Origin of the sequence: Streptomyces ruber, from assembly GCF_014648075.1 — a bacterium.
GTDB lineage: Bacteria > Actinomycetota > Actinomycetes > Streptomycetales > Streptomycetaceae > Streptomyces > Streptomyces ruber.
The window spans coordinates 144001-166460 of the sequence record NZ_BMQK01000013.1 but is presented as its reverse complement, the minus strand read 5'-3'; the positions used below and the strand labels follow the sequence as shown (position 1 = coordinate 166460).

The 22460-nt window shown below is 70.0% G+C and carries 18 protein-coding genes, 4 tRNA genes and 1 pseudogene; 13 read left to right on the top strand and 10 right to left on the bottom strand.

The annotated features are described in order from the left end of the window. Positions 1-91 precede the first annotated feature (91 nt). From hrpA to IEZ04_RS24785, 3 genes are all read left to right on the top strand, one after another. Complete coding sequence (hrpA, locus tag IEZ04_RS24795) at positions 92-4069, top strand: ATP-dependent RNA helicase HrpA (RefSeq protein WP_189219143.1); 3978 nt, start codon at positions 92-94, stop codon at positions 4067-4069. A gap of 93 nt (positions 4070-4162) precedes the next feature. Continuing rightward, positions 4163-4237: transfer RNA gene (locus IEZ04_RS24790), tRNA-Asp, on the top strand. 363 nt (positions 4238-4600) lie between these two features. Then, a complete protein-coding gene (locus tag IEZ04_RS24785; protein WP_189219142.1) occupies positions 4601-4786 on the top strand; it encodes a DUF6274 family protein in 186 nt (61 codons plus the stop codon). Positions 4787-5371: 585 nt separating this feature from the next. Here the strand turns inward: IEZ04_RS24785 and bldC are convergent. Together bldC and IEZ04_RS24775 are read right to left on the bottom strand one after the other, a co-directional pair. After that, on the bottom strand, positions 5372-5578 hold the full coding sequence (gene bldC / locus IEZ04_RS24780; protein WP_003949541.1) for a developmental transcriptional regulator BldC: 207 nt from the start codon (positions 5576-5578) through the stop codon (positions 5372-5374). A 671-nt stretch (positions 5579-6249) separates the two neighbouring features. Beyond that, positions 6250-7092 (bottom strand): DUF8083 family protein, encoded by an 843-nt coding sequence (locus IEZ04_RS24775; RefSeq protein WP_189219141.1) that lies wholly within the window; start codon positions 7090-7092, stop codon positions 6250-6252. A gap of 234 nt (positions 7093-7326) precedes the next feature. Between IEZ04_RS24775 and IEZ04_RS24770 the strand changes: the two genes are divergently transcribed. Beyond that, positions 7327-8418: a Leu/Phe/Val dehydrogenase gene (locus IEZ04_RS24770; protein WP_189219140.1), complete on the top strand. Its 1092-nt coding sequence runs from the start codon at positions 7327-7329 to the stop codon at positions 8416-8418. Positions 8419-8755: 337 nt separating this feature from the next. Then, on the top strand, positions 8756-9001 hold the full coding sequence (locus IEZ04_RS24765; RefSeq protein ID WP_189219139.1) for a DUF3073 domain-containing protein: 246 nt from the start codon (positions 8756-8758) through the stop codon (positions 8999-9001). 105 nt (positions 9002-9106) lie between these two features. On the opposite strand, the gene purM is transcribed toward IEZ04_RS24765, so the two are convergent. From purM to purS, 8 genes and pseudogenes are all read right to left on the bottom strand, one after another. Further along, positions 9107-10174: a phosphoribosylformylglycinamidine cyclo-ligase gene (purM, locus tag IEZ04_RS24760; protein WP_189219138.1), complete on the bottom strand. Its 1068-nt coding sequence runs from the start codon at positions 10172-10174 to the stop codon at positions 9107-9109. A 43-nt stretch (positions 10175-10217) separates the two neighbouring features. Beyond that, a complete protein-coding gene (purF, locus tag IEZ04_RS24755) occupies positions 10218-11744 on the bottom strand; it encodes an amidophosphoribosyltransferase (protein WP_189219137.1) in 1527 nt (508 codons plus the stop codon). Positions 11745-11829: 85 nt separating this feature from the next. After that, on the bottom strand, positions 11830-12636 hold the full coding sequence (locus tag IEZ04_RS24750; RefSeq protein ID WP_189219136.1) for an META domain-containing protein: 807 nt from the start codon (positions 12634-12636) through the stop codon (positions 11830-11832). A 74-nt stretch (positions 12637-12710) separates the two neighbouring features. Then, the gene (locus IEZ04_RS24745; RefSeq protein ID WP_189219135.1) at positions 12711-13508 is read right to left on the bottom strand and encodes a maleylpyruvate isomerase family mycothiol-dependent enzyme; all 798 of its coding nucleotides are present in this window, start codon (positions 13506-13508) and stop codon (positions 12711-12713) included. Between the two features lie 80 nt (positions 13509-13588). Beyond that, positions 13589-13795 (bottom strand): annotated as a pseudogene (locus IEZ04_RS35135) (M23 family peptidase); the annotation flags it as partial. 125 nt (positions 13796-13920) lie between these two features. Beyond that, the gene (gene purL / locus IEZ04_RS24740) at positions 13921-16197 is read right to left on the bottom strand and encodes a phosphoribosylformylglycinamidine synthase subunit PurL (protein ID WP_189219134.1); all 2277 of its coding nucleotides are present in this window, start codon (positions 16195-16197) and stop codon (positions 13921-13923) included. Beyond that, the gene (gene purQ, locus IEZ04_RS24735) at positions 16194-16874 is read right to left on the bottom strand and encodes a phosphoribosylformylglycinamidine synthase subunit PurQ (RefSeq protein ID WP_189219133.1); all 681 of its coding nucleotides are present in this window, start codon (positions 16872-16874) and stop codon (positions 16194-16196) included. The genes purL and purQ overlap by 4 nt, the downstream gene beginning before the upstream one ends. Further along, positions 16871-17137 (bottom strand): phosphoribosylformylglycinamidine synthase subunit PurS, encoded by a 267-nt coding sequence (purS, locus tag IEZ04_RS24730; protein ID WP_189219132.1) that lies wholly within the window; start codon positions 17135-17137, stop codon positions 16871-16873. Before purS ends, purQ begins: the two co-directional genes overlap by 4 nt. A 412-nt stretch (positions 17138-17549) precedes the next feature. On the opposite strand from purS, the gene IEZ04_RS24725 reads away from it, so the two are divergent. From IEZ04_RS24725 to IEZ04_RS24690, 8 genes are all read left to right on the top strand, one after another. Further along, positions 17550-17867 carry a histone-like nucleoid-structuring protein Lsr2 gene (locus tag IEZ04_RS24725; RefSeq protein WP_189219131.1) on the top strand — a complete coding sequence of 106 codons (318 nt, stop codon included), beginning with the start codon at positions 17550-17552 and terminating at the stop codon, positions 17865-17867. 191 nt (positions 17868-18058) lie between these two features. Then, positions 18059-18130: transfer RNA gene (locus IEZ04_RS24720), tRNA-Gly, on the top strand. A gap of 80 nt (positions 18131-18210) precedes the next feature. Continuing rightward, positions 18211-18286 (top strand) — tRNA-Gly (locus IEZ04_RS24715). Between the two features lie 144 nt (positions 18287-18430). Then, on the top strand, positions 18431-19453 hold the full coding sequence (locus tag IEZ04_RS24710) for an ABC transporter ATP-binding protein (protein ID WP_189219130.1): 1023 nt from the start codon (positions 18431-18433) through the stop codon (positions 19451-19453). A gap of 59 nt (positions 19454-19512) precedes the next feature. Then, positions 19513-20256, top strand: coding sequence for an ABC transporter permease (locus IEZ04_RS24705; RefSeq protein WP_189219192.1), 744 nt, complete (start codon positions 19513-19515; stop codon positions 20254-20256). A 13-nt stretch (positions 20257-20269) separates the two neighbouring features. Beyond that, positions 20270-21610 carry a sensor histidine kinase gene (locus IEZ04_RS24700; protein ID WP_189219129.1) on the top strand — a complete coding sequence of 447 codons (1341 nt, stop codon included), beginning with the start codon at positions 20270-20272 and terminating at the stop codon, positions 21608-21610. After that, entirely contained in the window at positions 21607-22236 is a 630-nt protein-coding gene (locus IEZ04_RS24695) for a response regulator transcription factor (protein ID WP_189219128.1), read from the top strand. The genes IEZ04_RS24700 and IEZ04_RS24695 overlap by 4 nt, the downstream gene beginning before the upstream one ends. 23 nt (positions 22237-22259) lie before the next feature. After that, positions 22260-22332: transfer RNA gene (locus tag IEZ04_RS24690), tRNA-Gly, on the top strand. Positions 22333-22460 lie beyond the last annotated feature (128 nt).

Here is a 22460-nt window from a genome sequence, read left to right as displayed (position 1 = left end):
CGCGGATCAGCCGTCCGTCCGGAGACCCCCGTCACACCGGGCGCAAAAGCGTTCGCCAGAGATTTCCGCGAGGTGAGATCCTGGATCGCGTATGTCTACGCATTCCGCCCCCGCCCTCGGCGCCCTCGCCTCCCGCCTGACCGAGCTGTCGCTGCGCGACGCGCACCGGCTCGGGCGCAGGCTGGAAGGTGCGCGCAAGATCCGTAAGCCGGAAGCCCGCGCCGCCGTCCTCTCGGAGATCGAGGCGGAGGCCGCGAAGGCCGAGGAGCGGATGGCCACGCGTCGCGGCCGCCTGCCCGAGGTCCGGTACCCCGAACAGCTGCCCGTCAGCCAGAAGAAGGACGAGATCGCCGCGGCGATACGTGACCACCAGGTCGTGATCGTCGCCGGTGAGACCGGGTCCGGCAAGACCACGCAGATCCCGAAGATCTGCCTGGAGCTGGGCCGGGGCGTCCGCGGCATGATCGGGCACACGCAGCCGCGCAGGATCGCCGCCCGTACGGTCGCCGAGCGCGTCGCGGAGGAGCTGGACACGCCGCTCGGCGAGGCCGTCGGCTGGAAGGTCCGCTTCACCGACCAGGTGAACCCGGAGGCCACGTTCATCAAGCTGATGACGGACGGCATCCTGCTCGCCGAGATCCAGACCGACCGCGAGCTGCGCGCCTACGACACGATCATCATCGACGAGGCGCACGAGCGGTCCCTCAACATCGACTTCCTGCTCGGCTACCTGGCCCAGCTGCTGCCCAAGCGCCCCGACCTCAAGGTCGTCATCACCTCGGCGACCATCGACCCCGAGCGTTTCTCCCGGCACTTCGGCGACGCGCCGATCATCGAGGTCAGCGGGCGGACGTACCCCGTGGAGGTGCGCTACCGGCCGCTCCTGGAGGAGGACGGCGAGGACGCCGACCGGGACCAGATCACCGCGATCACGGACGCGGTCGAGGAGCTGATGGCGGAGGGGAAGGGCGACATCCTCGTCTTCCTCTCCGGCGAGCGGGAGATCCGCGACACGGCGGACGCGCTGGCCAAGAAGCAGTACCGGTTCACCGAGATCCTCCCGCTGTACGCCCGGCTCTCGCACGCCGAGCAGCACCGCGTCTTCCAGCCGCACACCGGCCGCCGGATCGTGCTCGCCACGAACGTCGCCGAGACCTCGCTGACCGTTCCGGGCATCAAGTACGTCGTCGACCCCGGTTTCGCCCGTATCTCGCGCTACAGCCACCGCACCAAGGTGCAGCGCCTGCCGATCGAGCCGATCTCGCAGGCGAGCGCCAACCAGCGCAAGGGCCGCTGCGGCCGGACCAGCGACGGCATCTGCATCCGGCTGTACTCGGAGGACGACTTCAACGCCCGGCCCGAGTTCACGGACGCGGAGATCCTGCGGACGAACCTGGCCTCCGTCATCCTCCAGATGACCGCGGCGGGTCTCGGCGACATCGAGAAGTTCCCGTTCATCGACCCGCCGGACCACCGCAACATCCGCGACGGCGTCCAGCTGCTGCAGGAGCTGAACGCGCTGGACCCGACGGAGAAGGACGTCCGCAAGCGGCTCACCCAGACCGGCCGCAAGCTGGCACAGCTCCCGGTGGACCCGCGGCTGGCCCGCATGGTGCTGGAGGCCGACCGGAACGGCTGCGTCCGCGAGGTGATGGTCATCGCCGCCGCGCTCTCCATCCAGGACCCGCGCGAGCGTCCCGCCGAGAAACAGGCGCAGGCCGACCAGCAGCACGCCCGCTTCAAGGACGAGACGAGCGACTTCCTCGCGTACCTGAACCTGTGGCGGTACGTCCGCGAGCAGCAGAAGGAGCGCGGTTCGTCGTCCTTCCGCCGGATGTGCAAGCAGGAGTACCTGAACTTCCTGCGCATCCGCGAGTGGCAGGACATCTACACGCAGCTCCGCACGGTCGCCAAGCAGATGGGCATCCACCTCAACGAGGAGGACGCCCCCGCCGACCGCGTCCACGTCTCGCTCCTCGCCGGCCTGCTGTCCCACGTCGGGATGAAGGACGTGAAGGAGTCCAAGGACTCCGGCCAGGGCGGCCGCAAGGACGGCGGGCGGAACGAGTACCTGGGAGCCCGCAACGCCAAGTTCGCGATCTTCCCCGGTTCCGCGCTCTTCAAGAAGCCCCCGCGCTTCGTGATGTCCGCCGAGCTCGTCGAGACCTCCCGGCTCTGGGCCCGCGTCAACGCGAGGATCGAGCCGGAGTGGGTCGAACCGCTGGCCGAACACCTGGTGAAGCGCACCTACAGCGAGCCGCACTGGGAGAAGGACCAGGCCGCGGTGGTGGCGTACGAGAAGGTCACGCTGTACGGCGTGCCGATCGTCGCCCAGCGGAAGGTCAACTACGGCCGGATCGACCCGGAGACGAGCCGCGAGCTTTTCATTCGCAACGCGCTGGTCGAGGGCGACTGGCGGACGCACCACAAGTTCTTCAGCGACAACCGGCGGCTGCTCACCGAGGTCGAGGAGCTGGAGCACCGGGCGCGGCGCCGGGACATCCTGGTCGACGACGAGACGCTGTTCGACTTCTACGACCAGCGGGTGCCGGAACACGTCGTCTCCGGTGCCCACTTCGACTCCTGGTGGAAGCACAAGCGGCACGAGCAGCCCGACTTCCTCGACTTCGAGCGGGAGATGCTCATCCGCGAGTCGGCGGAGGCGGTCACCAAGGCCGACTACCCGGACTCGTGGCGGCAGGGGAACCTCAAGTTCCGTGTGACGTACCAGTTCGAGCCGGGGGCGGACGCCGACGGCGTGACCGTCCACATACCGCTCCAGGTGCTCAACCAGGTCCGGGACGAGGGTTTCGACTGGCAGATCCCGGGCCTGCGCGAGGAGGTCGTCACCGAACTGATCCGCTCCCTGCCCAAGCCGATCCGCCGGAACTACGTCCCCGCCCCCAACTTCGCGAAGAAGTTCCTGGAGCGGGCCGTGCCCCTCCAGGAGCCCCTGACGTTCACGCTGGCACGTGAGCTGAAGCGGATGGTGGGCGTCCCCGTGGACCCGGCCGACTTCGACCTGGCCAGGGTCCCCGACCACCTGAAGATCACCTTCCGGATCGTCGACGAGCGGCGCCGCAAGATCGCCGAGGACAAGGACCTGGAGGCGCTGCGGCTGAAGCTGAAGCCGAAGGCGCGCAAGGCCCTCTCGCAGGCCGCGGCGGCCACGGCGGAGCGGCAGGGCGGCGAGTCCCTGGAGCGGTCGGGGCTGACCGACTGGACGATCGGCTCCCTGACGCGCGTCTTCGAGACCCGCCGGGCCGGACAGCCGGTCAAGGCGTACCCGGCACTGGTCGACGACGGCGACACCGTCTCGGTACGCCTCTTCGACACGGAGGCGGAGCAGACGGAGGCGATGTGGAAGGGCACCCGCCGGCTGATCCTGCGCAACATCCCGGTCAACCCGGCGAAGTTCGCCTCGCAGAAGCTGACGAACCAGCAGAAGCTCGCCCTGTCCGCGAACCCGCACGGCTCCATCCAGGCGCTGTTCGACGACTGCGCGATGGCCGCGGCCGACCGGCTGATCGCCGACTTCGGCGGCCCGGCCTGGGACGAGTCGTCGTACCGGAAGCTGTACGACAAGGTGCGCGCCGAGATCGTCGACACCACGATCCGTACGGTCGGCCAGGTCCAGCAGGTGCTGGCCGCCTGGCAGGCCTGTGAACGCCGGCTGAAGGCCGCGAAGAGCCCGGCGCTGCTGCCGAACCTCCAGGACGTACGGAAGCAGCTGGACGCCCTGGTGAAGCCCGGCTTCGTCACGGCGGCGGGACTGCGACGGCTCCCGGACCTCATGCGGTACCTGGTGGCCGCGGACCGCCGCCTGCAGCAGATGCCGACCGGCGTCCAGCGGGACACGACCCGCATGGCGAAGGTCCACGAGATGCAGGACGAGTACGCGTGGCTCCTGGAGCAGTTGCCCCAGGGCCGGCCGGTGCCGCAGCCCGTTCTCGAGATCCGCTGGATGATCGAGGAGCTACGGGTCAGCTACTTCGCCCACGCGCTCGGCACGGCGTACCCCGTCTCGGACAAGCGGATCGTGAAGGCGATCGACGCGGCGGCCCCGTGACGGGCTCTGCACGGAGGGTGAGTTCGACCAAGGGGTGCGCCCTCCTGTAGAGTCCTTCTCGCAGCGCAACGCAGGAATGGCGCCGCGAAACAAGGTCCTGTGGAGCAGTTTGGAGTGCTCGCCACCCTGTCAAGGTGGAGGCCGCGGGTTCAAATCCCGTCAGGACCGCACGCACGAGTGAGGCCCCGCATCCGTAAGGGTGCGGGGCCTCGGTCGTGCCGGGGCGTAGAACTTGCCGGGGGCGCACCGGTCCACGCGGCCGGCTCGCAGGGCGCATGCGCTCCTGCACGGCCCGTACGCACGCCCCCCTCACCTCGCCGGTCCCAGCCGCCGCGTGGGGCTCTCGCACGGTAACGGACCTCCCTCTCGGCAACAGACGGCCGTTCATGCCTCAACAGGCCCATGAGTCCCTCCAGTCACACCCTTCACACGGCCGGTACCGCTCGCCGGGTGGAGCGTGTCGCTGCGTCTTGACGGAGTCACATGCACTCGGTAACCAGGAACAAGGGGTTCCTCAATCGGAGGTGGCGTATGACGGCGACCGTTCGGCACGAGACCCGCGCACTGCTCCGTGCCCACCTGTCGGCCGCGTCCTCCTACCGCCATCTGACCCACCACTGCGCGATCTGCCATCAGCTGCGGCGCCTGGCCATGGAACCCGGGCAACTGGACGGGCACGAGCCTTCGACGGCCGCCGAGAGCCCCTCGAAGGCCTGATCGCGGCCCAACGGGGTTACGCACCCCGTGGAGGGGTAGCGGCCCCCGGAGCACATGCCACTTCGAAGACCGCCGTCGCGTGTCTCAACTCCCGGCCCCTTTACCGCAGATGCGTCCTCGACAACAAGGGACGTACCGTGTGACGGGAGTCACCACACGAGTTTTCGAGGTCTCAGATCTTATGGGTCGCCTACAAAGGGTCAATTTAATATGTGCAATTGCACCACTCTCAGCGGCTTCCCGCAGCTGATCCGATCCCTCCTTCCAGGGCCCGGCAAGGTTCCTCACAGCCTCCGGCCTCGTGCACGGGAAGGTTCCCGCGCACGAGGACCCGGCCGGGTGCCGGGGAGTCCGGGTGCCGTCGTGGCGTCCCCGGGGCACAGAAAAATCGCGCTGGACCCGGCGGAGTCCAGCGCGATCGACGACGCGCCCTTGCCTGTCACCCGGGAGCTCTGACGAACTCCGGGAAGTCGGTGCAAAGGGCCATGGAACCTGTTGGGGCAGGGCCCGCGTCGCTTGGAGCTGTGCGGTTCGGACGTTTCGGCACGTTGGGGGACCTGCCGAACCGCCCTGTCATGCGGCTTTTCAGGCCTCGCTGCGCTGCTGCGGGATACCCGCCAGCAGGGCGCGGACCTCGGCCTCGCGGTAACGGCGGTGCCCGCCGAGCGTACGGATGGACGTGAGCTTGCCGGCCTTCGCCCACCGCGTCACCGTCTTCGGGTCGACACGGAACATGGTGGCGACCTCAGCCGGGGTCAGCAGCGGCTCGGCATCAGGGGTGCGAGCGGTCATGAGCGGCCTCCTCGGGAGAACCGAACCTTCTCGGTTCTTTCCTCTAAATTCTGCACCTTGACCCGCGTTGCCCGAAATGGCGGACGCGAGTCGAGTCGGTTATAGGACGAACGGCTTGTCCTCGGCACTACAACTACACCATCTGTCCAGCCGCGTCGGCCAAACCGATGGAATTGCCCTCCCAGGTGTTCATCAGCGACGGAAGCCGATGGACCATGCCATAGCGGACAGTCACGCCACTGTGACGATCAGTCACAGGACGATCAGGAGTCACCAGATCCCCCATAGTGTGCATTGCCGAGAATCCACCCATACGTGGGCATAGGGTGTATCCCCCGGACTCCTTGTCCTATTTTGGCATGAGGAGGGGCGTAAGAGGCAAGGCCCTTGTAAGTGCGTTCCGTCACGCTTGAGACGAAAGCCCGGATCGGGACCTACGTCCCGTCGTGCGTGCTTCGCCCACGGCCTGCGCCTCTCCGCGGGTACGGCGCACGGCCAACCCCCGGGCAGAGAACGTTAGTTCACTATGACACCACCATGACACCACAAAGCGCGGAAAGCCTCTTCCGTCACACGGCGTCAACTTTCCGGAAGGCGGCGGCCGTTGCTCCGCGCGGCCGGATCGCAGCAGGGCACAGCAAGCCCAGCTGAACCAGCAGGACCAGCACGGCTCAGTTCGCCGACCGCCGGTCCCGTACCGCCCGCCAGCGCGTGACCAGGCGCCCGTACGCCTCCCCGGCGGCCGTCCCGTCGCCGTCGCGCAACGCCTCGATGCCCGCGGCGACGTCCGCCGCCGAGTGGTCGCCGTCGAGCCGGTCGGCCGGCAGGAGGTGCACGAGGCCGCCGTAGTCCAGCTCGACCAACGAGCGCGGGTGGAACTCCTCCAGCCAGCGGCCCACGTCCACCAGTCCGTCGATCAGCGGGCTCTCGTCCATCGCGTCCCGCAGCGTCCGCAGCCCCCGTGCCACCCGGCGCCGCGCCTGCACCATCGGGGTCCGGTACCGCAGCACGGGCGCCGCCTCGGCCGCCCCCTTCTCGTACACCCGCTCCTCGTCCGAGACCAGGACGAACCACGGCAGCGGCACCTGCCAGGTCGAGGAGCGGATCCACGGGCGGGCGTCGGGGTTGCGGGCCGCCCAGCGCTCGTGGTCCTGCGCGGCCTGCCGGCGCAGGACCGGCGGCAGCACCGCGTCCAGGACCGGCGGGGGCAGTTCCGCGCCCAGGTCCGCGAGCGCCAGCCAGCCGCGCAGCCGGGTGCGCCAGGGACAGACGCAGAGCACGCCGTCCACGTCGAGGACGAAGGCGTCGCCGCTCTCGTGGACCGGCACGGGCACGGGCGGCGTGGGCAGCAGATCGGCCAGTGAGCGGCGCAGCTCGTCCTGGTACGACGGGAGCCCGGGCCGCTCCGCGTAGCGCGCCCAATGGCTGCGCTCGGGCTCCGGGAAGGCGGCCAGCGGCTCGTAGACGCGGAGGTAGGACGCGTACGGGACGATCACCGACGACACCTTGGGCACCCCTGCTCCCTCCCCACCGGCCCCGGCCCGAAACCCGGCGTGAACCGCGCGCGTGCGGGCGGGGAAACACAGCGAATCGTCCCACGCGCGTGTGCGAACGTACTCCGAGGGAGGGTGATCCCGACCCACGCGAGGATGGCGGACCGCCACAGGCTCTACGCTCATGCCCACGGCCCCCGCCACCCGCACGGGCGTCGCCCCACAACCGCCGCTACCACCACTGGAGTCACCACCGTGACCGACGTAACCGGCGCACCTGCTGATGTACTGCACACCCTGTTCCACTCGGACCAGGGAGGCCATGAGCAAGTCGTGCTCTGCCAGGACCGAGCCAGCGGCCTCCGGGCCGTGATCGCCGTCCACTCCACCGCCCTGGGCCCCGCGCTCGGCGGTACGCGCTTCTACCCGTACGCGGACGAGGCCTCGGCCGTCGCCGACGCGCTGAACCTGGCGCGCGGGATGTCGTACAAGAACGCCATGGCCGGTCTCGGCCACGGCGGGGGCAAGGCCGTGATCATCGGCGACCCGGAGCGCATCAAGACCGAGGAACTGCTGCTGGCCTACGGCCGGTTCGTGGCCTCGCTCGGCGGGCGGTACGTCACCGCGTGCGATGTGGGCACCTACGTCGCCGACATGGACGTCGTGGCCCGGGAGTGCCGCTGGACGACCGGCCGTTCACCCGAGAACGGCGGGGCCGGCGACTCCTCGGTGCTCACCGCGTTCGGCGTGTACCAGGGCATGCGCGCCTCGGCCGAGCACCTCTGGGGCGACCCGTCGCTGCGCGGCCGCAAGGTCGGGATCGCGGGCGTGGGCAAGGTCGGTCACCACCTGGTGGGGCACCTCCTGGAGGAGGGCGCCGACGTCGTGATCACGGACGTCCGCGAGGAGTCCGTGCGCCGGGTCCTGGACCGCCACCCGTCCGTGACGGCCGTCGCGGACACCGACGCGCTCATCCGGACCGAGGGGCTCGACGTGTACGCCCCCTGCGCGCTGGGCGGGGCCCTGAACGACGACACCGTGCCCGTGCTGACCGCGCGGGTGGTCTGCGGGGCGGCGAACAACCAGCTCGCACACCCGGGCGTCGAGAAGGACCTGGCCGACCGGGGCATCCTCTACGCGCCGGACTACGTCGTGAACGCCGGCGGTGTCATCCAGGTCGCCGACGAACTGCACGGCTTCGACTTCGAGCGGTGCCGGGCCAAGGCCGCGAAGATCTACGACACCACGCTCACGATATTCGCACGTGCGAAGGACGACGGAATCCCGCCGGCGGCGGCCGCCGACCGCATCGCCGAGCAGCTCATGGCGGAGGCGCGCGGACGCTGACCTTCCACCGGGCCGTCCCGAGGCCGCCCCACGGGGCGCCGCACGGGACGGCCCGGACCCGGAACCGGCGGTACCCGGACGGGACACTTGGAGAGAACTCTCACTCTTGTCGGCGGGTCGGCTCCCGATAAGTGGTTAAAATCGCCATTGACCAGCGAGGACGGGGTACCTCCATGGTCCTGTGCACACGCGCGTGCTGCGGGCGACGTACCGTATGGGCGCGGGCTCAGGTACCGTGGAAGCCCTACGGGCGGTCTCTCCACGGAGAGTCCGTTCTAGATCATGAACGCGTCAAGACTCTGGGGCCGTCGAGCCCCGTCGTTGAGGGGGTCGAGCCATGGGGCGCGGCCGGGCCAAGGCCAAGCAGACGAAGGTCGCCCGCCAGCTGAAGTACAACAGCGGTGGGACGGATCTCTCACGCCTGGCCGAGGAGCTGGGCGCATCGACGTCGAACGTGCCGCCGAACGGCGACCACTTCGAGGACGATGAGCAGGACGACGACCCGTACGCACGGTACGCCGAGCTGTACGGGGACGACGAGGACGATGAGGACGACGAGTCCTCGCGTCGTCGCGGCGCTTGACCTTGCACTGATTCTCCGCCCGGTCCGTGGCCCACGCCACGGACCGGGTTGTGTGCTGTCCGCCGCCGGGCGGGTGAAGCGCTCCTCACGGTCCCGTCCGGGGCCTCAGCTCGCGTAGTCCCCGACCAGGGCGGCGCCCGTGGTGTGCTCGCCGCGCTCGGTGATCTCACCGGCGACCCATGCCTCGACCCCGCGGTCGGCGAGGGTCGTCAGCGCGACGTCCACGGCCTCCAGCGGTACGACCGCGATCATGCCGACGCCCATGTTCAGCGTCTTCTCCAGCTCCAGGCGCTCGACGTCGCCGGTCCGGCCCACCAGATCGAAGATCGGGTCCGGGGTCCAGGTGGAGCGGTCGACGACCGCGTGCAGGCTGTCGGGGACCACCCGGGCCAGGTTGGCCGCGAGCCCACCGCCCGTGACGTGGCTGAAGGCGTGCACCTCGGTGGTGCGGAGCAGCGCCAGGCAGTCCAGCGAGTAGATCTTGGTGGGTTCCAGCAGCTCCTCGCCGAGCGTGCGGCCCAGCTCCTCGATCCGCGCGTCCAGCGAGAGGCCAGCGCGCTCCAGCAGGACGTGCCGGACCAGCGAGTACCCGTTGGAGTGAAGGCCCGAGGAGGCCATGGCGATCACCGCGTCACCCGTACGGATGCGATCGGCGCCCAGCACCCGGTCGGCCTCCACGACGCCCGTACCGGCGCCGGCGACGTCGAAGTCGTCCGGACCCAGCAGGCCCGGGTGTTCGGCCGTCTCACCGCCCACCAGCGCGCATCCGGCCAGTACACAGCCCTCGGCGATGCCCTTCACGATGGCGGCGACGCGCTCGGGGTGGACCTTGCCGACGCAGATGTAGTCGGTCATGAACAGCGGTTCGGCGCCGCACACGACGATGTCGTCCATGACCATCGCGACGAGGTCGTGGCCGATGGTGTCGTACACGCCCAGCTGCCGGGCGATGTCGACCTTCGTGCCCACGCCGTCCGTGGCGGAGGCGAGGAGGGGGCGCTCGTAGCGCTTGAGGGCGGAGGCGTCGAAGAGCCCGGCGAAGCCGCCGAGGCCGCCGAGGACCTCGGGGCGCTGCGTCTTCTTCACCCACTCCTTCATCAGCTCGACGGCGCGGTCGCCCGCCTCGATGTCGACGCCCGCGGCCGCGTAGCTGGCACCAGTTGTCTCAGACATGACGATGAGAACCTTTGTGTCGTACGGCAGAAAAACGGGCCGGCTACGGACGGCGGATCGCGTCGGCGGCGGCCGTGGCGGCGGGCCCGGCGGCCAGCTCGGTCTCCAGGAGCTGCTTGCCGAGCAGCTCGGGGTCCGGGAGCTCCATCGGGTAGTCACCGTCGAAGCAGGCGCGGCAGAGGTTCGGCTTGGCGATGGTGGTCGCCTCGATCATGCCGTCGATGGAGATGTACGACAGCGAGTCGGCGCCCAGGGAGCGGCCGATCTCGTCGACCGACATGCCGTTGGCGATGAGCTCGGCGCGGGTGGCGAAGTCGATGCCGAAAAAGCAGGGCCACTTCACGGGCGGGGAGGAGATCCGGATGTGGACCTCGGCGGCGCCCGCCTCGCGCAGCATGCGGACGAGGGCGCGCTGGGTGTTGCCGCGGACGATCGAGTCGTCGACGACCACCAGGCGCTTGCCCTTGATGACTTCCCTCAGGGGGTTCAGCTTCAGCCGGATGCCCAGCTGGCGGATCGTCTGCGAGGGCTGGATGAACGTACGTCCGACGTAGGCGTTCTTCACCAGACCGCTGCCGAACGGGATCCCGCTGGCCTCCGCGTAGCCGATCGCGGCCGGAGTCCCGGACTCCGGGGTGGCTATGACGAGGTCGGCCTCGGCGGGCGCTTCGGCGGCGAGACGGCGGCCCATCTCCACGCGGGACAGGTAGACGTTCCGGCCGGCGATGTCGGTGTCCGGGCGGGCCAGGTACACGTACTCGAAGACACAGCCCTTGGGCTTCGCTTCCGCGAAGCGCGAGGTGCGCAGGCCGTTCTCGTCGACGGCGATGAACTCGCCCGGTTCGATCTCACGGACGAAGCTGGCGCCCACGATGTCGAGGGCGGCGGTCTCGGAGGCGACCACCCAGCCGCGCTCCAGCCGGCCGAGGACCAGCGGGCGGATGCCCTGCGGGTCGCGGGCCGCATAAAGGGTGTGATCGTCCATGAAGACGAGCGAGAAGGCGCCCTGGACCTGCGGGAGGACCTTCGCGGCCGCGTCCTCGACGCTCAGCGGCTTGCCGTCGTCGTCGACCTGTCCGGCCAGCAGCGCCGTGACGAGGTCGGTGTCGTTGGTCGCGGCGACCTGCGGGGTGCGGCCGTCCTGCTTGGGCAGGTCGGCGACCATCTCCGCGAGCTGGGCGGTGTTCACCAGGTTGCCGTTGTGGCCGAGCGCGATGGAACCGCGCGCGGTGGCGCGGAACGTCGGCTGGGCGTTCTCCCAGATGGAGGCGCCGGTGGTCGAGTAGCGGGCATGCCCGACGGCGATGTGTCCCTGGAGGGCGCCGAGCGAGGTTTCGTCGAAGACCTGGGAGACCAGTCCCATGTCCTTGAAGACGAGGATCTGGGAGCCGTTGCTGACCGCGATTCCCGCGGATTCCTGGCCCCGATGCTGGAGGGCGTACAGCCCGAAGTACGTGAGCTTTGCGACCTCTTCGCCCGGAGCCCAGACACCGAAGACGCCGCACGCGTCCTGGGGGCCCTTCTCGCCGGGAAGCAGATCGTGATTGAGTCGACCGTCACCACGTGGCACGCCACCGAGTGTAGGCGAGATCGTGCACTGGTCCGAATCCGGTGATCTCGGATGACGCCGGTGAGGCGATCCTTGCCGGCGCGGCTCAGCCGTCGGCCACCCCACTGACACCTTCGCCGTTTTCCCTGGTCAGCGTGATATCGCGGTGGTCGATCCGGTATTCGATCTTGCTGTCGAAAAGCTTGAGCAAGGACTGTTCGGTGTCCATGAGTGAGCCGTCGCACATCTTGCGGGTGGCTTCGGGGGCGCCGAGGGTGATGTGACCGTCGCGTACGGTCGCCTTCGCGGAGACCTGATTGCAGCCCAGGCTGCCGCTGACCGTGCCGGCCTTCTCGTCGAAGGTGAGCCAGGCCTTGTCCTTGGCCTCCTCGGGGAGGGGTTTCGCGGCGCTGCCGTCCCGGAGCGCGGTGACCGTCCACTTCGTGCCGTACAGTCCGGCGGACTTCTCCTCGCTCAGCCGGACCGTGTCCCCGTCGTCGGTGGTGAGGGTGAGTTCGCCGTCGTGCACGTCGGCCGCGAGAGCTCCCCCGGCGAGGGCGCGGGAGAAGGACTCCTCGAACGACATCGCAGCCTCCTGCACGCAGGCCGTCACCGTGGACTCCGCCTTCCCGAAGTCCACCCGGTCGCCCTCGACGGTCGCGGTGGCGCCGAAGTCGTTGCACCCGTAGTTGCCCTGGACCTTGCCGTTCTCGGCGATCCGCAGGAAGGCGTCGTCGGGGGCCGTGATGGTCATCCCGTCGGTGGTCAGGCTGTCGACGTTCCAGTGGATGCCGGTGACGGGCTGGGACGCCGGGGTCTGAGTGCCGACGGAGCCGCTGCCCGACTCGCTGCCGCAGGCCACCGCGAGCGGCAGGAGGGTCAGGGCGGTGAGAGTCAGTCGCTGCTTGTCCATGCCGCTGGGACGGGTGGGACGGCGGAGCGGTTCCAGGGAATCCCGGCGAAGTTTCACGTGAAACTTCGCCGGGCTCACGCCATCAGGGGCAGCAGAGCGCCGAGGTCGGCGCGCTCACCGCTGGCGCTGACGCGCGCCTCCCGTACGGAGGTCTTCCAGTCCTCACGTCCCGTGGCGAGCCGGATCCAGGTCAGCGGGTCGGTCTCGACGACGTTGGGCGGGGTGCCACGGGTGTGCCGCGGGCCCTCGACGCACTGCACCACGGCGTACGGCGGCACCCGCACCTCGGTCGAGGCGCCGGGCGCCTTCACGGCGAGTGCGTCGGCGAGCAGCCGGGTACAGGCGGCGAGGGCCTGACGGTCGTACGGGATGTCGAGGCCCGGCACGGCGGCGTTGAGGTCGTCGGTGTGGACGACCAGTTCGACGGTGCGGGTGACCAAGTAGTCGGCGAGGGGAACCGCACCGGCCCGGATGGCGAGCAACCGGGTGCCGGGCGTCGCGGCGAGACGTGCGGTGAGGCGCTCCTCGGTGCCGGCGAACAGGGCGTCGAGATCGGGGGTGCGCTCGGCGGTCTCCCGGACGCGCTCGGCGATGCCCTCCGCGTACGGGGCGCTCGCGAAGAGGACGTCGTGCGGCCCGAGGTCCGGCTCGGCCGGTTCCGGCGCGTCCACGGCGCGGTTGGCGAGCTCCAGGGTCATCGCGATGTGCACCGCCAGGTCCCGCACGGTCCAGTCGCCGAGGCGGGTGGGGGCGGCGAGCTGCTCGGGGGTGAGGGTGTGTACGGCACCCCGTACGTTTCCGAACTGGGCGAGCACCGCGGCGCGGATCTTGGCCGGGTCGTAACTGCGGGTGCGCTTCTTGGCCGGGGGCATGGCGTCACCCTATGTGCGGGCGACGTCTGCCGGGGACGCCTCGGAGATCCCCCCGTTGCGGGGCCTCCGACGCCGCGCCGCATCAGGTACAGCAGGGCCGGCAGCGAGGTGCGGCCCGGATGGTCGCGCCGGCCGTCGGCGGCCCGTACGACCGTGGCGTCGGCGACCGCGCGGATCGGGGCACCGCAGGCCGGGACGTCCTGGGGGCGGCGTGCGAGCGGCCACAGTGCGCGGAAGGCGGGGCGGGCGCCCGGCTCGGGCTCGGCGATGACGTCGATGGCGTACGTCGCGGGTTTCCCTACCAGGACACGCCGCACCCGGACACGCCGTACCCGGACACGCCGAAGCCCCCGCCCGGAGAACCGGACGGGGGCTTCGCACAGCTGCCGCTGCCGCTGCCGCTGCGGCGGGACTACGCCAGCAGCGCCGGGATCGTCCCCTCGTGCGCCGTGCGCAGCTCGTCCAGGGAGAGCGTGAACTCGCCCTGGACCTCCACCACCGCATTTCCGTCGGACACAGTGCCGTCCACGACACCGATGCGGGTGACCGGCAGGCCCCGCGCGCCGCACATGTCGTTGAAGCGGACCTCCTCCGAGCGCGGCACGGCGACGATCGCGCGCCCCGCCGACTCGGAGAGGAGGAACGTGAAGGCGTCGAGCCCGTCCGGGACGACCAGCCGCGCGCCCTTGCCGCCGAGCAGCGCCGACTCGACCACGGCCTGGATCAGACCGCCGTCGGACAGGTCGTGCGCGGAGTCGATCATGCCGTCGCGGGAGGCGGAGATCAGGATCTCGCCGAGCAGCCGCTCGCGCTCCAGGTCCACCTGCGGTGGCAGTCCGCCGAGGTGGTCGTGGATCACCTGGGACCAGGCCGAGCCGCCGAACTCCTCGCGGGTGTCGCCGAGGAGGTAGAGCAGCTGGCCCTCCTCCTGGAAGGCGACCGGCGTGCGCCGCGCCACGTCGTCGATGACGCCGAGGACCGCCACGACCGGGGTCGGGTGGATCGCCGCCTCGCCCGTCTGGTTGTAGAGGGAGACGTTGCCGCCGGTCACCGGGGTGCCGAGCTGCTGACAGGCGTCCGCGAGACCGCGCACGGCCTCCGCGAACTGCCACATGACCGCCGGGTCCTCGGGGGAGCCGAAGTTCAGGCAGTCGGAGACCGCGAGGGGCTTGGCGCCGGTGGTGGCGACGTTGCGGTACGCCTCCGCCAGGGCGAGCTGCGCGCCCGTGTACGGGTCGAGCTTCGCGTACCGGCCGTTGCCGTCGGTCGCGATGGCGACGCCGAGGCCGGACTCCTCGTCGACGCGGATCATGCCGGAGTCCTCGGGCTGGGCGAGGACCGTGTTGCCCTGCACGAAGTGGTCGTACTGGGAGGTGATCCAGGACTTGGAGGCCTGGTTCGGGGAGCTCACCAGCTTGAGGACCTGCTCGCGCAGCTCCTCGCTCGTCTCCGGGCGGGGCAGCTTGTTCGCGTCGTCCGCCTGGAGGGCGTCCTGCCAGTCCGGGCGGGCGTACGGGCGCTCGTAGACCGGGCCGTCGTGCGCGACCGTGCGCGGGTCGACGTCGACGATCTTCTCCCCGTGCCAGAAGATCTCCAGCCGGTCGCCGTCCGTCACCTCGCCGATGACGGTGGCGATGACGTCCCACTTGTCGCAGATGGCGAGGAAGCGGTCGACCTTGTCGGGCTCCACGACCGCGCACATGCGCTCCTGCGACTCGCTCATGAGGATCTCCTCGGGCGAGAGCGTGGAGTCGCGCAGGGGGACGTCGTCCAGCGTGACGCGCATGCCGCCGGAGCCGTTGGAGGCGAGCTCGGAGGTGGCGCAGGACAGACCGGCGGCGCCGAGGTCCTGGATGCCGACGACGAGCTTCTCGGCGAACGCCTCCAGGGTGCACTCGATGAGCAGCTTCTCCTGGAAGGGGTCGCCGACCTGGACGGCGGGGCGCTTCGAGGGCTTGGCGTCGTCGAAGGTCTCGGAGGCCAGGATCGAGGCGCCGCCGATGCCGTCGCCGCCGGTCCGGGCGCCGTACAGGATGACCTTGTTGCCCGCGCCGGACGCCTTCGCGAGGTGGATGTCCTCGTGCCGCATGACGCCGATGGCACCGGCGTTGACCAGCGGGTTGCCCTGGTAGCAGGCGTCGAAGACGACCTCGCCGCCGATGTTGGGCAGGCCGAGGCAGTTGCCGTAGCCGCCGATGCCCGCGACGACGCCGGGCAGGACGCGCTTGGTGTCCGGGTGGTCCGCGGCGCCGAAGCGCAGCGGGTCCACGACGGCCACCGGCCGCGCGCCCATCGCGATGATGTCGCGCACGATGCCGCCGACACCCGTGGCCGCGCCCTGGTAGGGCTCCACGTAGGAGGGGTGGTTGTGCGACTCCACCTTGAAGGTGACCGCGTAGCCCTGGCCGACGTCCACGACGCCCGCGTTCTCGCCTATGCCGACGAGCAGGGCGTCCGACTGGGGCGCCTTTTCGCCGAACTGGCGCAGGTGGACCTTGGAGGACTTGTACGAGCAGTGCTCGGACCACATGACCGAGTACATGGCGAGCTCGGCGCCGGTGGGCCGGCGGCCGAGGATCTCCACGACCCGCTCGTACTCGTCCTTCTTCAGGCCGAGTTCGGCCCAGGGCAGCTCGACGTCCGGGGTCGCGGCCGCGTGCTCGACCGTGTCCAGAGGGGTCTTGCTCATGCGTTGACCAGCTTCTTGAGGATCGAGGTGAAGAAGGGGAGGCCGTCGGTGCGGCCGGAGCCGATGAGGGGCTCGACGGCGTGCTCCGGGTGCGGCATCAGGCCGACGACGTTGCCCGCCTCGTTGGTGATGCCGGCGATGTCCCGGAGGGAGCCGTTGGGGTTGAAGTCCAGGTAGCGGAACGCGACCCGGCCCTCCGCCTCCAGCATGTCGAGGGTGCGCTCGTCGGCGACGTACCGCCCGTCCATGTTCTTCAGCGGGATGTGGATCTCCTGGCCGGACTCGTAGTCGGTGGTCCAGGAGGTGTCCGCGTTCTCCACCCGCAGCTTCTGGTCGCGGCAGATGAAGTGCAGGTGGTCGTTGCCGAGCATGGCGCCGGGCAGCAGGTGGGCCTCGGTGAGGATCTGGAAGCCGTTGCAGATGCCGAGCACCGGCATTCCCGACTTCGCCTGCTCGATCAGGGTCTCCATCACCGGCGAGAACCGGGCAATGGCGCCCGCGCGCAGATAGTCGCCGTAGGAGAACCCCCCGCACAGCACCACGGCGTCGACCTGCTTGAGGTCCTTGTCCTTGTGCCAGAGCGCGACCGGCTCGGCGCCCGCGAGCCGGACCGCCCGCTGGGTGTCCCGGTCGTCCAGGCTGCCCGGGAAAGTGACGACCCCGATACGAGCGGTCACTTGCCGGCCCCCGCCTTCTCCTCCTCCACCTTCACGGTGAAGTCCTCGATCACGGTGTTGGCGAGGAAGGATTCCGCCAGTTCGTGGATGCGGGCGAGCGCGGCGTCGTCGACCGGCCCGTCAACTTCCAGTTCGAATCGCTTTCCCTGACGTACGTCGGAGACGCCCTCGAAACCGAGGCGCGGCAGCGCACGCTGCACCGCCTGGCCCTGGGGGTCGAGGATCTCCGGCTTGAGCATGACGTCGACTACGACGCGTGCCACTGGCACTCCCGGTGTGTGGTGCTGAGCAGGTTTCTTCAGACTACCCGGACAAAATTTCTACGCGAGTAGATTCGTAGGAAACTACGTGACGGCCATCACGATCCGGCAACGGTCCAGGTGCGTTACGGAAAATTACCGGAAAGATCTGCGACAGCTATTGCACCGTGACACGCGGACGGTTTTAGACGGTTCACACTTCGCAAAGCCGTGCCCTGTACAAAGGAAAAGGCAATAGCCGATACTTCGGCCAGTCGCTCTTTGCGCCACCACTTCGGTGACGTGTGAACGGCACATGAACGGCGAAAACAGCCGGACACCCGACCACAGCCGGCCTCCGGGCACTCATACGGTGCGGCGTTCCTCGTAACAGCGCACCGGGCAGCCCGGACGTCGCACGAAAGGACCGATATTCGTGGCGCAGCGTGTCGTAGTCACTCTCTTCGACGACATCGACGGCTCGGAAGCGGCGGAAACGATCGCCTTCGGTCTGGACGGCAAGTCGTACGAGATCGACCTCAACGAGGCCAATGCCAGTGAACTGCGCAAGGCCCTCGCCCCGTACGTCGAAGCCGGCCGCAAGCGGTCGAAATCCGGCAAGGCCTACCAGCAGACCGACGTGGCCCCCGATCCGGCGACGGTCCGCGCCTGGGCCCAGTCCCGCAGGATGGACGTGCCCGCGCGCGGGCGGATCCCGAAGAAGGTGTACGAGGCCTTCGCGGCGGCTCAGTAGGACTGCCGGAGGGCGGTGGGGCGACAGGGCGTGCGCGCGGTGTCGCCCCACCGCCCTCCGGGGCGGAGAGGGCCGGCGGCGACCGGTCATCCGGCGCCTCCCGCAACCGACTTGCGCAGCACCCCTGGTGATCAGCTAAAGTCTGGAGCACGCCGCGGGGCGAGGCCGAAAAGCCCAGCTCGCGGAGGTATGCGGGTGTAGTTCAGTAGTAGAACATCCCCCTTCCAGGGGGAAGGCGCAGTGTGCAATTCCTGTCACCCGCTCTGCACCGCCGGTCGGATCGCTCTTGTCGATCAGGTAGGCTGGTGCTCGCGCCGATCGGTGGAAGCCGGTCGGAGGCAATGCGGACGTAGCTCAGTTGGTAGAGCGCAACCTTGCCAAGGTTGAGGTCGCGAGTTCGAGCCTCGTCGTCCGCTCCAGTGAGAAAGTCCCCGGTCCTGCGGACCGGGGACTTTCTTCTTGTGGGCCTAGGTGCCTGTGCAGGCCCTCGTTCTGACATTTGTCATGCGGAGCGATGACAGCTCGCATTGCCGCCGTTCCCCGTCGGCGGGGATGCTCGAAGCATGAACACGAACGGGCATGAGAACGTGATTGACGTCACGGATCTGCGGCGCGTGTACGGGGGCGGTTTCGAGGCCGTACGGGGGATCACGTTCTCCGTGGGCCGCGGTGAACTCTTCGCGCTCCTGGGCACGAACGGCGCGGGCAAGACGTCGACGGTCGAGGTACTGGAAGGCCTCGCGGCACCGGCCGCCGGACGGGTGCGCATCCTCGGCCACGACCCCTACACGGAACGGGCCGCCGTGCGGCCCCGCATCGGCGTGATGCTGCAGGAGGGTGGATTCCCCTCCGAGTTGACCGTCGGGGAGACCATACGGATGTGGGCGGGCTGCACCAGCGGAGCACGCCCCACGAAGGAGGCGCTGGAACTCGTCGGCCTGGGCAAGCGGACCGGCGTACGGGTCAAGCAGTTGTCCGGAGGCGAGAAGCGGCGCCTGGACCTGGCACTCGCGCTCCTCGGCCGCCCCGAGGTCCTCTTCCTCGACGAGCCGACCACCGGTCTCGACGCCGAGGGCCGCCAGGCCACCTGGGAGCTGGTGCGTGAACTGCGCGACGAGGGCACCACTGTCCTGCTCACCACGCACTACCTGGAGGAGGCCGAGAACCTGGCCGGCCGGCTGGCGATCCTCCACGAGGGACGCATCGCGGCGACCGGCACCCCGGCGGAGGTGACCGCGACGCAGCCGTCCCGCATCGGCTTCGAGCTGCCCGAGGGCTACTTCCTCGGCGACCTGCCGCCGCTGGCCGAGCTCGGTGTGATCGACCACGAGATGGTCGGCCGTACGGTGCGGCTCCGTACGAACGAGCTGCAGCGTGCCGCCACCGGACTGCTCGTGTGGGCCGAGCGCACCCGTGTCGAGCTGCGCGGACTCGACGTGCGGTCGGCGTCGCTGGAGGAGGCGTTCCTGCAGATAGCCCGGGAGGCGTCCGGCGCACCCGCGGCACTCGACGCGTCCGTCGACGGTGCGGAGCCGGGACTGGCGGCGGCGTCCGGAACCAACGCGAAGAGGGGAGCGGTGAAGTGACCGCTGTGACGCACGAGGGCACGGGCGCGGAAGCCGGCACCACCACACCCGTCAGCCGTATGGCCGCGCTGGCGCGGGCGGAGCTGACGCTGCTGGGACGGACCAAGGCCACCCTGTTCGCGGCGCTGTTCGTCCCGCTGGTGATGCCGGTCGGCCTGAGCACGTCGATCGACGGGATGGACCTGTCCGGCACCGGGCTGTCGACCGGCGCCGTCATCATCTCGTCCACCCTCGGCTTCTCGCTGCTCTTCGCGGTCTACAGCTCACTGGTGAGCGTGTACGCGGCCCGGCGCGAGGAGCTCGTCCTCAAGCGGCTGCGCACCGGAGAACTGCGGGACGCAGAGATCCTCGCGGGCGCGGCGCTGCCGTCCGTCGCCATAGCCCTGGTGCAGAGCGTCGTCCTGATCGCCGCCTGCATCGCGCTCCTGGACGTCGGCGCACCCGAGGCACCGCACTACGCCGTCCTGGGCCTGCTGCTGGGCCTGGTCATGTGGCCCGCGCTCGCGGCGGTCACCTCCAGCTTCAGCAGGAGCGTGGAGGGCGCGCAGTTCATGTCCATGCCGCTGATCTTCCTCTCGATGATGGGCTCGGGCACGTTCGTCCCGCTCGAGGTCATGCCCGACGGCCTCGCCAGAATCTGCGAACTGCTGCCGCTGACCCCGGTCGTCACCCTGGTACGCGGTGGCTGGACCGGCGGGCTGCCGGCGTCCGACGTCCTGACGGCCGTCGTGACCGGAGTGGCGTGGACCGCGCTCGCGATGTGGGCTGTGCGACGGTGGTTCCGGTGGGAACCGCGGCGTTGACGGGAGCTGGGCGATGCGGGGGCTGAGGACATGGTGGCGGGACATGAGCACAGCGGCGAAGGTCGAGACGTACACCCGCTGGTCGTTCCTCGGCTTCCCGGTGGCCGAGCTCCTCGCGCTCGGGACGACGCCCTTCGGCCACCTGCGGCTCGCCTCCGCGAGCTGGCTGCTGGCGCTGGTCATCGCGCACGCCCTGCTGAGCCTGGTGACCACGTCCCGGACGTTCGACTGGCTGTGCGGCCGCCGGGAGCGGCCGGTCAACCTCCTCGCCTCGCTCGGTGCCGCCACGGGAGCGCTCGGTGTCGTCACGCTCGCGCTGGGGAAGCACGGCTCCGGCGGTCCGGACGCCGCGGGGTCGATGTACACGGTGACCGTCGGCGTCCTCGGTTTCGGCCTCTGCCTCACCGTGCTGGGCTTCGACCGGCGGAAGCACGCCTTCCTGTCGGTCGTGGGCGCCGCGATCGGCACCGGGGGGGTGTCGGTCCTGCTGGGCATCCCCCTGGCCGCGGCTTCGGGCCTCGCGGTGGCAGTGCTGCTGGTCGCCGGTTTCCTCACCTCGGCCTCGGTGTTCTCGGTCTGGCTGCTCAAGGCGGTGTACGAACTGCACGAGGCGCGCGACACCCTGGCCCGGCTGGCCGTGGCCGAGGAGCGGCTGCGCTTCGGACGGGACCTGCACGACGTGATGGGCCGCAACCTCGCGGTGATCGCCCTGAAGAGCGAGCTGGCCGTGCAGCTGGCCCGGCGGGAGCGGCCCGAGGCGCTGGAGCAGATGATCGAGGTGCAGCGGATCGCCCAGGAGACGCAGAGCGAGGTGCGCGCGGTGGTGCGCGGGTACCGCGCGGCCGATCTGAGCGCCGAGCTCGCGGGTGCGCGCGGAGTTCTCACGGCGGCCGGCATCGAGTGCGAGGTCACGGGTTCGGGCCTGGGGCTGCCGCAGGAGGTCCAGTCGGCACTCGGCTGGGTGGTCCGCGAGGCGACGACGAACGTGCTGCGGCACGGGAACGCGGTGCGCTGTTCCGTGGCGCTGCGCAGGGAGGACGACCGGGTCGTGCTCACCGTGCAGAACGACGGGGCGCCCGAGCAGGCCTCTTCGGGCAGGGGCTCCGGCCTCGCGGGGCTGCGCGAGCGGCTCGCCGAGGTCGACGGCACGCTGACCGCCGCGCCCTGCGGCGAGGGACTGTTCCGGGTGACGGCCGAGGTGCCGTTGCCCGAGCACGCCCCGCACGGTCACCCGAGGCGCGCGAAGGCCGAGGCCGGGGCCGCGGCGGACAGGGCCGCACCGCGTTCCGCGGGGGTGGACGAGGCGCGGCCCCGTTTCAACAAGATCGTTGCAACAAGTGAGGTCACCTCATGACGTCGGCCACCCCCCTGCCGCGCGTTCGGCTGCTGCTCGCCGATGACGAGCACCTGATCCGGGGCGCGCTCGCCACGCTGCTCGCGCTGGAGGACGACCTGCTCGTCGTGGCGGAGGCCGCGACCGGTCCGGAGGCGCTGGCGATGGCGCGGGCGCACGCGCCCGACGTGGCGGTGCTGGATCTCCAGATGCCGGGTGCGGACGGTGTGAGGGTCGCCACATCCCTGCGCACCGAACTGCCCGACTGCAAGGTGCTGATCGTGACGAGTCACGGCAGGCCGGGGCACCTCAAGCGCGCGTTGGAGGCGGGCGTGCGCGGGTTCGTGCCGAAGACCGTCAGCGCGCAGCGGCTGGCGGAGATCATCCGTGCCGTGCACGCCGGTAACCGGTACGTGGACCCGGAGTTGGCGGCCGACGCCATCGCCGCGGGCGACTCGCCGCTGACCGAACGGGAGACCGAGGTACTGGAGTACGCGGCGGACGGGGCGCCCGTCGCGGAGATCGCCGAGCGGGCCGCCCTCTCCCAGGGCACCGTGCGGAACTACCTCTCGTCGGCCGTCTCCAAGCTCGGGGCGGAGAACCGTCATGCGGCAGTGCGTCTCGCGCGGGAGCGAGGTTGGGTATAGTTGCTCTCGCGCCACGGCGCAACGCGGACGTAGCTCAGTTGGTAGAGCGCAACCTTGCCAAGGTTGAGGTCGCGAGTTCGAGCCTCGTCGTCCGCTCAGAGTGAAGGCCCCGGTTCTGTGAACCGGGGCCTCCGTCGTGTGCGTACGCGGTCGGCCCGGCACCCGGCGCTGAGCACCGAACACCGGGCACCGAGCACCGAGCACCGAGCACCGAGCACCGAGCA

What these genes read in the sequence shown, in the direction of transcription:
- IEZ04_RS24710 (WP_189219130.1), top strand. Translation starts at nt 18,431, where the DNA reads ATGAACACGAACGGGCATGAGAACGTGATTGACGTCACGGATCTGCGG.
- IEZ04_RS24705 (WP_189219192.1), top strand. Translation starts at nt 19,513, where the DNA reads ATGGCCGCGCTGGCGCGGGCGGAGCTGACGCTGCTGGGACGGACCAAG.
- IEZ04_RS24750 (WP_189219136.1), bottom strand. Translation starts at nt 12,636, where the DNA reads ATGGACAAGCAGCGACTGACTCTCACCGCCCTGACCCTCCTGCCGCTC.
- hrpA (WP_189219143.1), top strand. Translation starts at nt 92, where the DNA reads ATGTCTACGCATTCCGCCCCCGCCCTCGGCGCCCTCGCCTCCCGCCTG.
- IEZ04_RS24745 (WP_189219135.1), bottom strand. Translation starts at nt 13,508, where the DNA reads ATGCCCCCGGCCAAGAAGCGCACCCGCAGTTACGACCCGGCCAAGATC.
- bldC (WP_003949541.1), bottom strand. Translation starts at nt 5,578, where the DNA reads ATGACCGCTCGCACCCCTGATGCCGAGCCGCTGCTGACCCCGGCTGAG.
- IEZ04_RS24785 (WP_189219142.1), top strand. Translation starts at nt 4,601, where the DNA reads ATGACGGCGACCGTTCGGCACGAGACCCGCGCACTGCTCCGTGCCCAC.
- IEZ04_RS24765 (WP_189219139.1), top strand. Translation starts at nt 8,756, where the DNA reads ATGGGGCGCGGCCGGGCCAAGGCCAAGCAGACGAAGGTCGCCCGCCAG.
- purM (WP_189219138.1), bottom strand. Translation starts at nt 10,174, where the DNA reads ATGTCTGAGACAACTGGTGCCAGCTACGCGGCCGCGGGCGTCGACATC.
- purL (WP_189219134.1), bottom strand. Translation starts at nt 16,197, where the DNA reads ATGAGCAAGACCCCTCTGGACACGGTCGAGCACGCGGCCGCGACCCCG.
- IEZ04_RS24700 (WP_189219129.1), top strand. Translation starts at nt 20,270, where the DNA reads ATGCGGGGGCTGAGGACATGGTGGCGGGACATGAGCACAGCGGCGAAG.
- IEZ04_RS24695 (WP_189219128.1), top strand. Translation starts at nt 21,607, where the DNA reads ATGACGTCGGCCACCCCCCTGCCGCGCGTTCGGCTGCTGCTCGCCGAT.